Consider the following 15,931-nt stretch of genomic DNA (forward strand, 5'->3'; position numbering starts at 1 on the left):
AATGTCAGAATATATAGGTTTTAAAACTGGTCGAGAAATTGAATGGTTAGAATTAAATTTGCTTAAAAACAAAAGAACTCTAAGTAAGTCTTTGATTTGTAGCTTAAGCGGGGAAGAAGAGACTATAGTTGATGAATGGATAGGTATACTAGAGTCAAGAGCTAATTTGTATAAAAAGCCTATTTATAAAATTGATAATAATAAAATTATTCCTAATTTTTCTTGGGATGAAATACCAGAATATTTTTTATGCTTATATTATTCATTCAATGGAGCGAACGATTATTCTGGCGGGACAGGATTATTTGAAAAAATATCAGCCCATGCATTAAAAAACTTTTTAAATGGAGAAGTTTTTATTTTAGGTTTTCCCGCAGGCAAAAGTTTTAATGAATACTTAGATGATATTGGTAATTTATGTTTTGAAGATAGAATTTTACCTGCTCATTATACATATAAAGATGATGGTGTTGATGTGGTTGGTTATAAATCATTTGGCGATAAAAGGAGTTCAAACCTATATGTTCTTTTGCAATGTGCTGCTGGAAAACATTGGACAGCTAAAAAAGCAATAGTAATGAATAGATGGCTAAAATACTTCAAATGGTATTCTGATAATTTAATACAATCTATATCTACGGTTGATTATGTAGAAAACGACAAATGGGATAAACACTCTTCAACTTTCGGAATGTTGTTGGATAGACTCAGAATTTATAATTTTTTATATGAAAAGAATGTTGATGCTGGTTTAAGAACTGAAGTATCAAAATGGTGCAATGATAAAATTACACAAGGAATATGAGATTTATAGATTTATTCGCAGGATTAGGAGGATTTCATGTAGCACTTGAAAACCTTGGACATGAATGTGTTTTTGCGAGTGAGAAAAAAGAGCATCTCGCTAAATTATATGAAAAAAACTTCAAAATCCCTGTTAATCGTGATATTACAAAGGTTGAAATAGCTGATATTCCAGAATTTGATATCTTGTGTGCGGGATTTCCTTGCCAGCCATTTTCTAAAGCTGGAGATCGATTAGGGCTTGAAGATGAAAAGAACGGTAACCTTTTTGATAAATTAGTTGAGATTATTGATTATCATGAACCAGATTTTTTTATTTTAGAAAATGTCCGAAATTTAAAAAGCCATGATAATTTTAATACATGGAAATATATTAAAGACAAACTTCAAAATAAGCTAGGATATATAATTGATGATCAAATTTTATCTCCACACCAATATGGTATTCCTCAACATAGAGAAAGGATATTTATAATTGGTTCTAAAAACGGCCTACAACATTTTTCTTGGCCAAATCGATCAAATTCTACGGATTCGATATTAAATTTTTTGGATGTAAATCCAACTGACGCAACTCAACTTGAAGATGAAAAAATTTCAGTTATTCAATTATGGCAAGAATTTATCAGTAAAATCCCTTTACAAGACAGTTTACCTGGTTTTCCTATCTGGAGTATGGAATTTGGAGCAACTTATCCTTTTGAAGATGAAATACCATTTAGAACTTCTTCTAATGCTTTAGGAAGACTAAAGGGAAAATTTGGAATTCCTCTTAAAGGAATGACAAGAGAAGAAAAATTCAATAATTTGCCTAATTATGCAAAGAAAAATCAATTAAATAAAGAAACTGGAAAACCTATTCAATTTCCTACATGGAAAAAGCATTATATTAGAAGTAATAGAGCTTTCTATGAAAAGTATAAAGTAGAATTAGAACCAGTTGTAAAAAGGATTAAGGAATTAGGTGTATCTAGTTGGCAAAAATTTGAATGGAATGTGCAAGGTGGAGAAAGAGATCTATCAAAATATATAATACAATTTAGAGGTTCTGGTGTTAGAGTAAAAAAAACCGATTTCTTTCCTTCATTGGTTACTGTAAGTACTCAAATACCAATTATTAGTTGGGAGAATAGATATATAACACCTAGCGAAGGTGCAAGAATACAATCTTTAAATGGTATTACTTTGCCTAAAAATCTCGGTAGTTGTTTTGGAGCTCTTGGTAATGCTGTAAATGCACATGTTGTAGAATTAATTGCTCAAAAACTAATTAATGGCAAACCAGAAGAAATAAATATTGTTAAAAATATAAAAGAAACAAACGGACATAAAATAAATTCTAACAAAACAAGTGAGCTAGATTATGAAAGAATTGAATAATGTAAACATCCGTCCAGGTGTTACAATTCTTTCAGTTTTAAAACACCTTAATTATAAACCCTATTATGCGTTAGCGGAATTTATCGACAATGCAATTGATAGTTTTTTAAAGAATGAAGATGAATTAAGGAAAATTGAAGGAAAGGATTTCAAATTAAGAGTAGATATTGAATTCGACACAAATAACAAAAAAATAACGATTAAAGATAATGCCGCTGGTATTCACTCTAAAGATTACCAAAGAGCATTTAGAACAGCAGAATTACCTCCAGACAATACTCGCCTATCAGAATTTGGAATGGGTATGAAATCAGCAGCTTGTTGGTTTTCTAATACATGGCAAGCAAAAACAACCGCCCTTAACGAAACTGTTGAACGCAAAGTAAACTTTGATATTTCAAAAATTGTAGAAGACAAAATTCAAGAACTACAAATAGAAACAAAAGCAGCCAATCGTATTTCTCATTATACTTTGATTACATTGTTTGATATTGAAGAAAAAATGCCTATTCGTAGAGGACTAGGCAAAGTAAAAAGACATCTTGCGAGTATTTATAGAGACTTTTTCAAGAAAGACATTCTAGATTTATACATCAATGGAGAAAAACTAGAATATAGTACTCCCAATATTTTAAATACAGCTTATTTTGAAACTCCAAATGCTGAAAAAATTAACTGGAAGCAAGAAGTTGAATTTGATTTTGGAAATGACCATAATGGAGGCAAATTGAAGGCCAAAGGTTTTATAGCAATTATGGAAACAATGTCTGTTAAAGATAGTGGCTTTGCTTTATTTCGAAGAGGAAGAGTAATTGAGGGAAGTGCAGATAATGATGAAGGCTTTAGACCTCCTACCTTATCTGGTTCATTAGGTAGTCATAGATATAAAAGACTTTTTGGAGAACTACATCTCGAAGGCTTTAACGTAAGTCATACAAAAGATGGTTTTCAGTGGGACGATAATATGGAAGCTTTTTTAGAATTATTAAAAGGCGAACTTGAAAGTGAAAATTCAATACCAATTTTAAAACAAGCTGATAGATACAGGGTACGTGAAAGCGCCAAAAACTATAAAAAAGTATCTCAAAAAGTAGTTGATAATACAACTGAAAAAATTCAAGGAGGAATTGAGAATGATGTTCAAACCGTTACATCAAAACCCACAAGAAACATAGTTGAAGAGCCTATATTAGAAGAGGTTGAAAAATCCTATTATAAAAAATTCCCATTGACTATTTCTAATATAGATTATATGGTCCACGTTGAATTATCTTATGATGAAACAATTGAAGAATTAATTCAGGTTGGTGATCACTTAATCCAAAATGAGGATTTGTTTTATAAAAATATAGGTTTACGGTTATCACTTACACATCCATTTATGGTTGAATTTGCAGGAGACGACCACAAAGTAATTGAACCTGTTTTGCGTTTAGTAGTTGCATTAGGTCTTTCCGAAATAATCGTAAAAAAATCAGGAGCTCCTGTAACAGAGTTAAGAAACAACATGAATGACCTTTTACTAGGTTCATTATCAAAATTATAATCCATGTCTAAAACTGAAAACATAAATATTATGTCTAGTTCATCAAATGATGGAAGTTGGGCACCTGAATATGGTGAAGAATCAGAAAAGTTATTGAATAAAATTTTTGGGGATGATGCAGATGCCAAAGAAAAGGTCAAAGAAGAAACTTATCACATTATGAAATTATGTGGTAATCCTAATGATGAAACGAACACCGATACTGGTTTAGTTTTTGGCTACGTCCAAAGTGGAAAAACTCTTTCATTTACAACATTAACGGCTTTAGCAAGAGACAACAGCTATCAAATAGTTATCTTATTAGCAGGCATTTCAACAAATCTAGTTAATCAGTCTTTTAATAGATTACAAAATGATTTAGATATAAATCAAGGGTTTCATAGAAAATGGGTTATGCTCAAGAATCCACAAGACCCGATAAAAAACCCTCAAGATAAAAACACTATTCAAAGAGAATTACAAAATTGGAATAAACAAAACATACCAGAAGGTTTCAAAAAAACATTACTAATTACTGTAATGAAAGAAACTAATCATTTAAGAAATTTAATGTCTGTTTTGAAAAAACTTGATTTATCAAATGTTCCAACTTTGATTATTGATGATGAAGGAGACCAGGCAAGTATGAACACAAAAGCCAGTGCCAATGCAAAAAGAGCTAAAGAGTCTGGTGTACATACCGAACAGGAGATGAGTACTATTTATAGTCGAATTAGAAGTCTAAAATCTATATTACCACATCACACTTTCATTCAATATACTGCTACACCTCAAGCACCATTATTTATAAATATTTTAGATAATTTATCTCCAAACTTTATTCAACTTCTTACACCAGGGAAAAAATACACTGGTGGTCGTGCATTTTGTCAAGAAAATCATTTTATAATTAGACGAATACCTTATTCCGAAATTTATAGTGAGAAGAATTCTTTCGAAGAAGCTCCTGAAACTTTACAAGAAGCTATGCGTATATTCTTTTTAAGTGTAACTTCAGGAAGATTATATGGAGATAAAAAAGGGAATCCTAAAAACCGCTCTATGATGGTACATCCATCTAGGTTGGTTGATGAACACGAAACATATTATAATTGGGTAATTCATATTAAAAACTTTTGGGAAAAAGTTTTTTTAGAATATAAAGACGATAATGAAAGTAGAGAGCAAGTTATTGCAGAATTTAAGAATTCTTACAAAGATTTAAAATCTACCGCTCCAGGTATTCAATCATTTGATGAGTTACTTGAGACAATAGGTTATAATATCAGCAGTACTGCTGTAGAGCAGTTAAATTCAAAATCAGGAAGTTCTGTTGCTTGGAATAGTAATTATTCATTTATATTAGTTGGTGGACAAGCTATGGACCGAGGGTTTACGGTTGAAGGGTTGACTATAACTTATATGCCCAGAAGTAAAGGAGTTGGTAATGCTGACACCATTCAACAACGAGCCCGTTTCTTTGGTTATAAAAAAGACTTTCTAGGTCATTGTCGTGTATATCTTGATGCAGAAAATATTCATCTGTTTAGTGAATACGTAAATCACGAAGAAGATATTCGTAAAAAGCTATTAGAACATAAACTTTCTGGACAACACTTGAACGAAATGGAAAGAAGGTTTGTGCTAAATGAAATGTTCAGGTTGACAAGAACCAACGTGCTTTCTGAGGATTTAACAAGGACAACTTTCGGCAATAAATGGGTTAGAATTAGAGCTCCACACGATAGTGAAATTATTATTGAAAGCAATAGAAAAGTAATAAAAGCTTTTAAAGAAAAATATAATTTGGCTTTTAAAGAAGATGATGGGCACAAAGACAGAACTCCTGAACAAAAGCATCTTGTAGCTAAAATTCCTTTAAAAGAATTATTTCAAGACTTATTGAATAAACTAAAATTTACAAGACAAACAGACTCAACAACTTACACAAACTTAAAGTCTGTTATCGATTTATACACAGATGAATTTCCCCCAGAAGATAGTTTTGTTTACTTAATTGCTAAAGGTAATCCAAGAACAAGACGTTTGAAAAAAGATGAAATTCAACAGTTATTTCAAGGTAAAAACCCAAGAACTGGAGAAATCATATATCCTGGAGATGAAAAAATAAAATCTGAAGACGCAGTAACAGTTCAAGTACATAATCTTAACTTTAGAGATACGGAACACGAAAAAATAATCACTATCGCAGTATGGGTTCCCGCTCGACTTTCACAATCATTAATCTCGAAAATTAATGATTGATTTAAAAGAAATATATGATAAACTGCCATTGCCTAAAAATCAGAATTCAAACTCTTATTCGGCTGAGGCTATTACAGGCTATAAAAACCACAGAATAGCAAAAAACTATGCAGATAACCCAAGTCTTTTAATATTCATTTCGGAACAGAACCAAGATTTTTTTATTGCAAATCAAAACCTGTTTAGTATTAAAGTGTCCCACAATCTTAAATGCGAAATAGAATCTGATAAAAAATTAACTTATAACAACTTTTCTGTTGTCTCATATATTGGTCAAAATGATGATGTCAAGGGTATTTTTCTTAGCACTTGCCAAGTTTTGATAAAATCACTTGGTCAAAATCCAACAAATAAAAAAATAAAGCATACGGTCGGAAAATTTATTGAGCTATTTAAAGCTATTAAAGAAACACCTAGCAAATCATTGCAAGGCCTTTGGGCTGAATTATTTATAATCGAACAATCTAATTTTCCAGAAAACCTTATCAACGGCTGGCATAGCATTCCAGAGGAAAAGTTTGATTTCAGTTTTGGTAAATTACGATTAGAAGTAAAAAGTTCTGCTACAAACGAGAGAACCCATCATTTTAGTTCAGGTCAACTAAACCCTATAAAAGATACAGAAATTATCATTGCTTCTATTTTTACAAATATTAATGCCGGTGGGTTTAGTATTAATGATTTATTAGGTAGAATAAACAATAAAATTAATAACTTCCCTAGGCAAAAAGAAAAACTACACCTTTTAGTTTATTCAACATTAGGAGTAGATATTGATAAAATGAGCCAAGTCAAATTCGACTACGAATTAGCAAAAGAATCTTTGAGATACTATCATTCAGTCGAAATTCCAAAAATTCAAAATAAAGATATTCCTACCGAGATTAACAACGTGAAATTCACCTCATTATTAGGCAATTGCAAATCAATTAATTTAAATTTAGATGTATTATTAAAAACTTAATTACGATAAAATTATGGCAATCATTGGCAAAATAATCAACGAACAATTTGGAAAGATAAATACTAGAGAAGGCGAAGTACTTTGCGATATAATACACGATCATGAGTTTTTTCAAATTCGAACATACTCAATGGCGGATTCAGATAGAAAAAATGGATCAAAACAAAATATTCAATTGACAAAAGAAAAAGCTATTCAATTAAAAAAACATCTTGAAGATTTCATTAATCAATAACAAACCCTACCTCCCATCAAAATATTCCTTAAGTTTTACAAAAGGATTTGTTGCTCGATTTATATACCCATGATACAAACTACTAATCACTAAAAGTATAGCAGATCCTAATGCTGTATATTCTACAGCCATATTTTCATTACTATTCGCTACATAAATAGCAACCAAAGCCCAAGCACCAACTAAGGCAAATTCTCGCATATTCCGTTTCCAGGTTACTACTAGATTTATTGCCGTAGCTATACCTATAAGTAGAAGCGTCCAAAATGTTGGCGACAGACCAAAGCCATCCCAATTATATTTTACTAAAACTGCAGACACGTTTGCTATACTAGCAACCGTAATCCAACCACTATAAAACACAAAAGGCCACCATAAAAAGACAATGACTGAAATAGGCTTGTCTTCCAGTTCCATCTTATTTTTAATCACAATTTGTAGTAAAGCAAATAGTAGTATAAAAATGAATATTGAAGACAGTAAGGTGTATTCATAAATCCATGCTACAATCCACAAACAATTAGCGATACAAGACACCACAAACCACCAGCCTGTTTTTAAAATGAAATCGTCGTCTCTTACTTTTACAAAAAGACTTCGTCCTTGATAAATAATAAAACCTAAAACCATCAGATAGATAATTCCCCAAATTGAGAATGCATAGCCTGCTGGTGTAAATAGTGTATTATAGGTTTTAGACACTTCGCCAATAGTAGTATTATTTAATAGGCCGATATTAGAGACATAATTCAAGAAAACCATGCATATAAAACTAATTCCATTAGCTATTTGTAGCTGCTTTTTCATACCATTCTTTTTATGAGGTCATAATGCATTAAAACCTATTGTAATTTAATGTTTTTATGGGAGTGTTTTAAATCTTACATATTAAAAAGGGTTAGATTTTAATACATCTAACCCTTTTTGTAAAATCAGTTTTCTTAAGTCTATGCGGTTTGCATATCGTGCTTACCTTCCTTAATTTCTTCTATAACCTTCGCATTAAATGCTGGCAAGTCTTCTGGAGAACGGCTTGTCACTAAACCGTGATCTACCACAACTTCCTGATCTACCCATTCTGCACCCGCGTTAATAATATCGGTTTTTATAGAATGGAAAGACGTTACTTTTCGTCCTTTTAATACATCGGCTTCAGCCAATAACCAAGGCGCATGACAAATAGCTGCTACAGGTTTATGGTTTTCAAAAAACGACTTTACAAAGCTTACAGCCTTACTTTCTCGTCTTAATAAATCCGGGTTTATAACACCTCCTGGAAGTACCAGCGCGTTATAATCTGAATGAGATACTTGGTCTAAAGTTTTATCTACTTTATAGCTGTCTCCCCAATCTCCATCTGCCCATGCTTTAATATCTCCAGACTCTAAGGATACGATGTGTACCTTGGCTCCTGCTTCTAATAAAGCGTCTTTAGGCGATTTTAATTCACTTTCTTCAAATCCGTTGGTTGCCAATATAGCAACAGTCTTATTTTTTAAATCTTTCATTTTAATAATTTTTAATGTGCATTAAACGTTACGAAATGAATTACCTATTGGGAGTTCTAAACCTAACTCGACCATATAATCCCTTCGTTTTTTTATAGTACAAAGTTCAGAAACAGATCTTACTTGTATTGACACAAATACTTGAAAAGTGAACGCAAATAAGAAGTTATAAGCTTATAATTACACGAATTAAAGTAGCATTTCACTTTGAAGTCAGATCAAAAAATCATATTTTTAAGGTCTAACAAATCTTAACCTACAATGAATAAATCTATCCCCAAATTCCTCTTTTTTTTATGTGCTTTTTTTACGCTTCTTAATGCATCTGCTCAAGAACAATTTTTAACGGGTTCTGTCATTTCTCCTAAAGGTGATACGCTTTCTGGATATATCGATTATAAGACTTGGAAAACAAATCCTAAGGAGATTACTTTTAAAAATCAATTAGATCAAACCCCTGTTTTATTTACCCCTTCAAACATTCAAGGGTTTACTGTTAAAAACGACATCTATTTAAGTGCTACAGTTAACACTCAAACAAATTCACAAGACGCTAAAAACCTAGAGAACGTCGCGAACATAAAACTGAAAGAAGAGCAAGTTTTTCTAAAAACTTTGATAAACGGAACTGAGAGTTTATACGTTTATGAGGACGAACAGCATCTTATTAATTTTTATATTCTACAAGACGGAAAAATCATGCTTTTACCCTATAAAAGATACCTTAAAGAAACGACTACTCTTGCCGAAAACAACAAATACAAAGGACTACTAAGTTTGTATCTAAAGGACTGCCCAACTATACAATCAGAAATCAACAAAGCATCTTACACCCAGGAAAGTTTAACTACTGTTTTCGAAAAATACTATAAGTGCATAGGCTCTGAAATTAGTTTTAAAAAAACTAAAGAAAAGGTAGATTTAGAATTCGGTATTGTTGCAGGAATTTCAAGTACTAATTTGGAATTTAGTAATGATAAACAATTTAAATATTTAACTGGAGAATTTGATTCCTCAACTAATTTTACAGCGGGTTTATCTTTTGATATTATTTTCCCTCAACACCACAAAAAATGGTCTATCCATAACGACCTGTTATACATAACTTACAACAATACCAGCACCTACGAAGATTACACCAATGAAAACATTTACACCTTATACGAAACAGAAATAGGAAATTCGTTTATAGAGTTAAACAACCTCGTACGCTACAGTCAAAATTTAGGTAAGCTGTCTATTTTTTTTAACGCAGGTATTTCAAATGGTTTTGTAATTAAGGAAGATACCTATGTAAGAAAAGAATCTCATAATTATTCCAATGTAGACATAACAGAAACCGAGGCTACACCTAATTCAAGTTCAATTGAAACAGGACCTATTTTAGGTGCCGGATTAACCTATAAAAACATGGCATTAGAATTTAGATATAAATTCAGCAACGGTGTCTTTCAACAATTTGATTCTAAAGTTAATAGACTATATGTATTGTTGAGTTATAAATTATAATACTGAAAACTAATCCACAATTTCTGTTCATATTGAATAACAAAAACGTTTAAACTATTGATTGTAATTAGAAGTAGATAACCCTAAAAAGTTTGATAAACCCAGCTGATTTTAAACCACTTAAACAACAACAAAAGACAATACATAAATAGCAGAACAATAGGTATTAGTAAAACTATTCACCTAAAAAATGATCTATTTAGCGGAATATTAGTATTTTAATTCGTTTTAAGATGAATCTGTATTTTAATGGTTAAAACACTTAATATTGTAAATTGCAGACATCTATTCAAATCTGTAGACATGTTATGAAGCATTTTTTATATACTGGATTCTTTTGTATGCTATGCATAAACCTTTGTTTCGGACAACAAGCCAATTATAATTTTAATAATTTTGGGAACCGTTCTATTCTGCTTTCTGGGAATGTTACGGGTAGTGTTTCAGATTTAGGATTAGCATATTACAATCCTGCCCGTTTAACACAAGTAAAAGCTACAGGATTTGCTATTAACGCCAAAGCCTATCAGTTTACTTCGGTATCACTTACGGATGTTTTTGGTGAATCTTCCAAAGTTGCCAACAACGATTTTAATGGCGTACCTTCTATGGCTGGTGCATCTTTTAATCTATTTGGAACACGATTTGCATATTCATATTTAACTAAATTAGACAACGATACGAATTTAAACTACTCGACAGATTCAATAAGTTCTGGCTTAGCAAATATGTTTCCTAAAAGCCAAGATTATTTAGGTGCCTATAATGTGAAATCTAAAATCCGTGATGAATGGATGGGTATAACTTGGGCAAAAAAAATAGGTGATAAATTTAGTGTAGGATTTACAGTTTTTGGAACTGCTTATAATTATACCGAAGGCAATACAATAAGTCATACAGTAGTTGAAGAAGACAACAGTGTCGCATTCTATCAAAAAGTAGTTGGATTTTCACAAGAGTCTTACGGACTTATTTTTAAGATTGGAGCAAATTATAATCTTAAAAAAGCAGAAATAGGAATAAACATTGGCTTGCCATATATTGGCGTTTATGATAAAGCAGTATTTTCTTATAAAAACACTATTTCTGGACAGGGCCCAAATAAAGATCTATTCTACAACTACTATTTCGATCAATTAGAAGCAAATAGAAAGGAACCCTTTTCATTTTCGATTGGATCAGGTATTCCATTTAATAAAAACAAAAATAAAATACACCTAAACATAGACTATGTAAGTGGCTTAAGCACATATCAACCTATTTCTATTCCAGATATAGATACAGGAGGAACAGATTTAACTGTTTTTGATTTTGATGAAAGCCGTAAAGCTGTGATAAATTTTGGGGTCGGAGTAGAATTTTATTTGAAAGAGAATTTAAAAACTTACGCAGCATTCTCTACCGATTATAACGGATTCAAGACCAAAGCGAATATTTTAGATTTATCTAACCCAGAATATACGGCAGACAATGAGATAAGTAATCTTTTACATCTTAGTTACGGAATAGATTGGAGAGTAAAGTGGGCGAATCTAATTCTAGGATTAACGTATACCGGAGGATCTAGTGAAGCCGTTATTCCTGACGACACTGAACCTGTAGCCTATAGCACGGCAGTAGAGACCCAAGGTAAATATACACGTTGGCAATTTGTGGTGGGTATAGAAGTCCCCTTTTTAGACAAAAAATTTAAATCCATAGCTAAATAGGTATCTAGCCACAATAAGTACAGATTTAAGCAAAATAAAGTATTTATAATTCCAAACAATTAGCCTTTTAAATTTCATTCCGACAGTTATTTTATTCCACGCTATTTAATTTAAAAATTAAATAACTGATGCTCAGCAAACAAAATTTACCTCATACTATTTGGTAATCAAATAGATTATCGTAAATTTGCAAACTCTTTTTAAGAGAGGAATGTTTAATAAATAAAATTAATTAGTGTGGATACATTAAGCTACAAAACGATTTCAGCCAACAAAGCTACTGTTAATAAAGAGTGGGTTTTAGTTGACGCTGAAGGTCAAAGTTTAGGTCGTTTAGCTTCTAAAGTTGCAAAACTTATTAGAGGTAAACATAAACCTAATTTCACACCACACGTTGATTGCGGTGATAACGTAATTGTTATCAATGCAGAAAAAGTCAACTTAACAGGAAACAAGTGGAATGACAAAACGTACATTCGTCACACAGGTTATCCGGGTGGTCAAAGAAGTTTAACTGCTACAGAATTGTTTGGAAAAGATCCAGCAAGGTTAGTAGAAAAATCAGTAAAAGGAATGTTACCTAAAAATATTTTAGGTGCCGCTTTATTCCGTAATCTAACTGTTGTTTCTGGTACAGCTCATGCTCATGAAGCTCAAAAGCCAAAAACAATCAACTTAAACGAATTCAAATAATGGAAGTAATTCACAAAATTGGCCGTAGAAAGACGGCTGTTGCTCGTGTTTATGTTGCCCAAGGAGAAGGTAAGATAACAGTGAACAAAAAAGACATGGCGGATTATTTTACTACTGCAACTTTGCAGTATAAAGTAAACCAACCTTTAACCATGACTAACAATGATGGCAACTTTGATATTACAGTAAATGTATATGGAGGTGGTATTACTGGTCAAGCAGAAGCGATCCGTTTAGCAATTTCACGTGTTATGTGTGAGATCGATGCAGAAAACAGATTAATTCTTAAGCCAGAAGGTTTATTAACTAGAGATCCTAGAATGGTTGAACGTAAGAAATTCGGTCAGAAGAAAGCACGTAAGAAATTCCAATTCTCTAAACGTTAATATTACCCTTAACACAATTGAGAGCTTTATTTTAAGATGCTTAATCGTGTTGAAAATTAAATAATTTTAAATTAGTTATTGTTGTCCGAGTTGAAAAACAGGATTTAGTTTAGCATCTAAATGAAGCCTATTGCCTTAAGTGTAATGCTTAAAGCGTAAGGAACATTGCTAATTCAACAGAACGTAAACTATTACAAAATGGCAAAAGTAGAAGTAAAAGACTTACTTGAAGCAGGTGTACACTTCGGTCACTTGACTCGTAAATGGGATCCAAACATGGCTCCTTACGTATATATGGAACGTAACGGTATCCATATTATCAATTTATATAAAACTGCAGCAAAAATTGAGGAAGCTGGTGAAGCTTTAGCAAAAATCGCTGCATCTGGACGTAAAATCCTTTTCGTTGCAACAAAAAAACAAGCTAAAGACATCGTATCAGAAAAAGCAGGGTCTATTAATATGCCTTACATTACTGAAAGATGGCCTGGTGGAATGTTAACTAACTTTGTTACTATTAGAAAAGCTGTTAAAAAAATGGCTACTATTGATAGAATGAAGAAAGATGGTACATTCATGACTCTTTCTAAAAAAGAACGTTTACAAGTTGATCGTTTAAGAGCTAAGTTAGAAAAAAACTTAGGTTCTATTAGCGACATGACTCGTTTACCAGCAGCTTTATTTGTAGTAGACATTAAACGTGAGCATATCGCGATTAAAGAAGCGCAAAAATTAAACATTCCAATATTTGCAATGGTAGATACTAACTCTGACCCACGTCAGGTTGATTTCGTTATCCCTTCAAATGATGATGCTTCTAAATCTATCGATAAAGTTTTAACTCACGTAACTGGTGCTATTGCAGATGGTTTAGCTGAACGTAAAGCAGATAAAGATTCTAAAGATTCAGGTAAAACTGAACCAACTTCTCCTGCTAAGGCAAAAGCTACATCTACAGAAGAAGAGGAATAAACAACAAATAATCATTACATAACATAAATAAGTCGTTTAGTTCTTTTCTTTGCAGAAAAATAATTGAACGACTTTTTTTAACTCATATTACTTAGAAATTATGGTAAAAGTAACAGCCGCAGAGGTAAACAAACTAAGACAAGCTACTGGTGCAGGGATGATGGACTGTAAAAAAGCGTTAGTTGAAGCTGAAGGAGATTTCGATAAAGCTATCGATGTATTACGTAAAAAAGGTCAGAAAGTTGCCGCAAACAGAGCCGATAGAGATTCTAGTGAAGGTGCTGCTGTAGCAAAAGTAAACGATACTAACACTGCAGGTGTATCAATAGTATTAGGTTGTGAAACTGACTTTGTTGGTAAAAATGAAAATTTCGTTGCATTAGCAAATAAACTTGCTGATATCGCAATGACTGTAAACTCAAAAGAAGAACTTTTGGCTGCAGATATTGATGGTCTTACTGTTGCTGATAAATTAGTTGAACAAACTGGTGTTATTGGTGAAAAATTAGAAATTAAAGATTTTTCTAAATTAGAAGCACCTTACGTAAACTCTTACGTACACATTAATAAAATTGCTGCTTTAGTTGGTCTTTCTGCTGTTGTAGACAATGCAGAGGTTTTAGCTAAAGATTTAGCTATGCAAGTAGCATCTATGGGTGCTTCAACGTTATCTTACAAAGATTTCGATCCTGCTTTTGTTGCTTCAGAAACTGAAGCTAGAATTGCAGTTATTGAAAAAGATAATATCGAATTAGGCCGTTTAGGAAAAACACTTAAAAATGTACCTCAATACATTTCTATGGCACAATTGTCTCCAGAAATTTTAGCTCAAGCTGAAGAAACTGCTAAAGCAGAACTTAAAGCTGAGAATAAACCAGAAAAAATCTGGGATAAAATTCTTCCTGGAAAAATAGAACGTTATATTTCAGACAACACAACTTTAGACCAAGAACAATGTCTATTAGACCAAAACTTCATTAAAGACGAAAAAATTAGCGTTGCTAAATATGTTGAGTCTTTTAACGGTGTAACTGTAACTGGATTTACACGTGTTGCTTTAGGATAATATTAAAACATACTGAAATTTTTCAGTGAACATACTTAAGACCATTACTTCTTTTAGAACTAATGGTCTTTTTTTTTGAATAAAATCTAAGTTGACTATTAGATTTTAGGAAACTAAATTTTCAACACTCATTTTAAAAAATTTACGTAATTTTGCACAACTTCTATAAAACAGACTATGAAATTTAAACGCATCCTTTTAAAATTATCAGGTGAAGCTTTAATGGGCCAACGCCAATACGGTATCGACCCAGAACGCCTATCAGAATATGCTAAAGACATAAAAACCATAACAGATTCTGGTGTTGAAGTCGCTATAGTAATTGGAGGTGGAAATATTTTTAGAGGTGTTGCAGGAGCAAGTAACGGCATGGATCGTGTACAAGGCGACCATATGGGCATGCTTGCAACCGTTATAAACGGATTAGCATTACAGAGTGCATTAGAAGATACTGGAATACCAACACGCTTACAATCTGCTATTAAAATTAATGAAGTTGCAGAGCCTTTTATCCGCAGAAAAGCAATGCGTCACCTAGAAAAAGGTCGTGTTGTAATTTTTGGTGGTGGTACAGGAAATCCGTATTTTACTACAGATTCTGCTGCCGTTTTAAGAGCAATAGAAATTGAGGCCGATGTTATTTTAAAAGGAACTCGTGTAGATGGTATTTACACTGCAGACCCAGAAAAAGACAGTAGCGCTGTAAAATTCGATTACATTTCTTACGAAGATGTGTTACGCAAAGGTCTTAAAGTTATGGACACCACTGCTTTTACTCTTAGTCAGGAAAATAAATTACCTATTGTTGTTTTTGATATGAATACTAAAGGAAATTTATTGAGAGTAGTTTCTGGAGAAAACATTGGTACAGAAGTAAACGTTTAATCTTAATTTGATTTTTTAAAGTTATATAAC

General features: G+C 32.1%; 15 protein-coding genes. 13 read left to right on the plus strand and 2 right to left on the minus strand.

Features of this window, described 5'->3' with window-relative positions; genetic code table 11:
* Position 1: 1 nt before the first annotated feature.
* The 6 genes from R6X41_RS10640 to R6X41_RS10665 are packed head-to-tail and all read left to right on the plus strand — an operon-like array spanning position 2 to position 7,173.
* Positions 2-805, plus strand: a complete 804-nt coding sequence (locus R6X41_RS10640; RefSeq protein WP_318500086.1) for a hypothetical protein — start codon at positions 2-4, stop codon at positions 803-805.
* Positions 802-2,184: a DNA cytosine methyltransferase gene (locus R6X41_RS10645; protein ID WP_318500088.1), complete on the plus strand. Its 1,383-nt coding sequence runs from the start codon at positions 802-804 to the stop codon at positions 2,182-2,184. Before R6X41_RS10640 ends, R6X41_RS10645 begins: the two co-directional genes overlap by 4 nt.
* A complete protein-coding gene (locus R6X41_RS10650) occupies positions 2,168-3,730 on the plus strand; it encodes an ATP-binding protein (protein WP_318500090.1) in 1,563 nt (520 codons plus the stop codon). Before R6X41_RS10645 ends, R6X41_RS10650 begins: the two co-directional genes overlap by 17 nt.
* Positions 3,731-3,733: 3 nt before the next feature.
* Positions 3,734-5,974 (plus strand): Z1 domain-containing protein, encoded by a 2,241-nt coding sequence (locus R6X41_RS10655; protein WP_318500092.1) that lies wholly within the window; start codon positions 3,734-3,736, stop codon positions 5,972-5,974.
* Positions 5,967-6,938, plus strand: a complete 972-nt coding sequence (locus tag R6X41_RS10660) for a PD-(D/E)XK motif protein (protein ID WP_318500094.1) — start codon at positions 5,967-5,969, stop codon at positions 6,936-6,938. Before R6X41_RS10655 ends, R6X41_RS10660 begins: the two co-directional genes overlap by 8 nt.
* A 13-nt stretch (positions 6,939-6,951) precedes the next feature.
* The gene (locus tag R6X41_RS10665; RefSeq protein WP_318500096.1) at positions 6,952-7,173 is read left to right on the plus strand and encodes a hypothetical protein; all 222 of its coding nucleotides are present in this window, start codon (positions 6,952-6,954) and stop codon (positions 7,171-7,173) included.
* 6 nt (positions 7,174-7,179) lie between these two features.
* Here R6X41_RS10665 and R6X41_RS10670 read toward each other — a convergent pair whose 3' ends face one another.
* Together R6X41_RS10670 and R6X41_RS10675 are read right to left on the minus strand one after the other, a co-directional pair.
* The gene (locus R6X41_RS10670; RefSeq protein ID WP_318500098.1) at positions 7,180-7,980 is read right to left on the minus strand and encodes a tryptophan-rich sensory protein; all 801 of its coding nucleotides are present in this window, start codon (positions 7,978-7,980) and stop codon (positions 7,180-7,182) included.
* A gap of 140 nt (positions 7,981-8,120) precedes the next feature.
* Positions 8,121-8,681, minus strand: a complete 561-nt coding sequence (locus R6X41_RS10675; protein WP_318500099.1) for a type 1 glutamine amidotransferase domain-containing protein — start codon at positions 8,679-8,681, stop codon at positions 8,121-8,123.
* A gap of 261 nt (positions 8,682-8,942) precedes the next feature.
* Here R6X41_RS10675 and R6X41_RS10680 point away from each other — a divergent pair, with 261 nt between their 5' ends.
* The 7 genes from R6X41_RS10680 to pyrH all read left to right on the plus strand — a co-directional run bounded on the left by R6X41_RS10680 (position 8,943) and on the right by pyrH (position 15,901).
* Positions 8,943-10,190: a porin family protein gene (locus tag R6X41_RS10680; RefSeq protein ID WP_318500100.1), complete on the plus strand. Its 1,248-nt coding sequence runs from the start codon at positions 8,943-8,945 to the stop codon at positions 10,188-10,190.
* Between the two features lie 308 nt (positions 10,191-10,498).
* Positions 10,499-11,899, plus strand: a complete 1,401-nt coding sequence (locus R6X41_RS10685) for a hypothetical protein (protein WP_318500102.1) — start codon at positions 10,499-10,501, stop codon at positions 11,897-11,899.
* Positions 11,900-12,136: 237 nt separating this feature from the next.
* Positions 12,137-12,592, plus strand: a complete 456-nt coding sequence (gene rplM / locus R6X41_RS10690; RefSeq protein WP_038526377.1) for a 50S ribosomal protein L13 — start codon at positions 12,137-12,139, stop codon at positions 12,590-12,592.
* A complete protein-coding gene (rpsI, locus tag R6X41_RS10695; RefSeq protein ID WP_318500106.1) occupies positions 12,592-12,978 on the plus strand; it encodes a 30S ribosomal protein S9 in 387 nt (128 codons plus the stop codon). The genes rplM and rpsI overlap by 1 nt, the downstream gene beginning before the upstream one ends.
* Before the next feature lie 198 nt (positions 12,979-13,176).
* Positions 13,177-13,950: a 30S ribosomal protein S2 gene (gene rpsB, locus R6X41_RS10700; RefSeq protein ID WP_318500107.1), complete on the plus strand. Its 774-nt coding sequence runs from the start codon at positions 13,177-13,179 to the stop codon at positions 13,948-13,950.
* A 100-nt stretch (positions 13,951-14,050) separates the two neighbouring features.
* Positions 14,051-15,016, plus strand: a complete 966-nt coding sequence (gene tsf / locus R6X41_RS10705; RefSeq protein WP_318500109.1) for a translation elongation factor Ts — start codon at positions 14,051-14,053, stop codon at positions 15,014-15,016.
* A gap of 177 nt (positions 15,017-15,193) precedes the next feature.
* Positions 15,194-15,901, plus strand: coding sequence for a UMP kinase (gene pyrH / locus R6X41_RS10710; RefSeq protein WP_318500111.1), 708 nt, complete (start codon positions 15,194-15,196; stop codon positions 15,899-15,901).
* The last annotated feature ends 30 nt before the right edge of the window (positions 15,902-15,931 follow it).

This window comes from Formosa sejongensis (genome assembly GCF_033447105.1).
GTDB lineage: Bacteria > Bacteroidota > Bacteroidia > Flavobacteriales > Flavobacteriaceae > Formosa.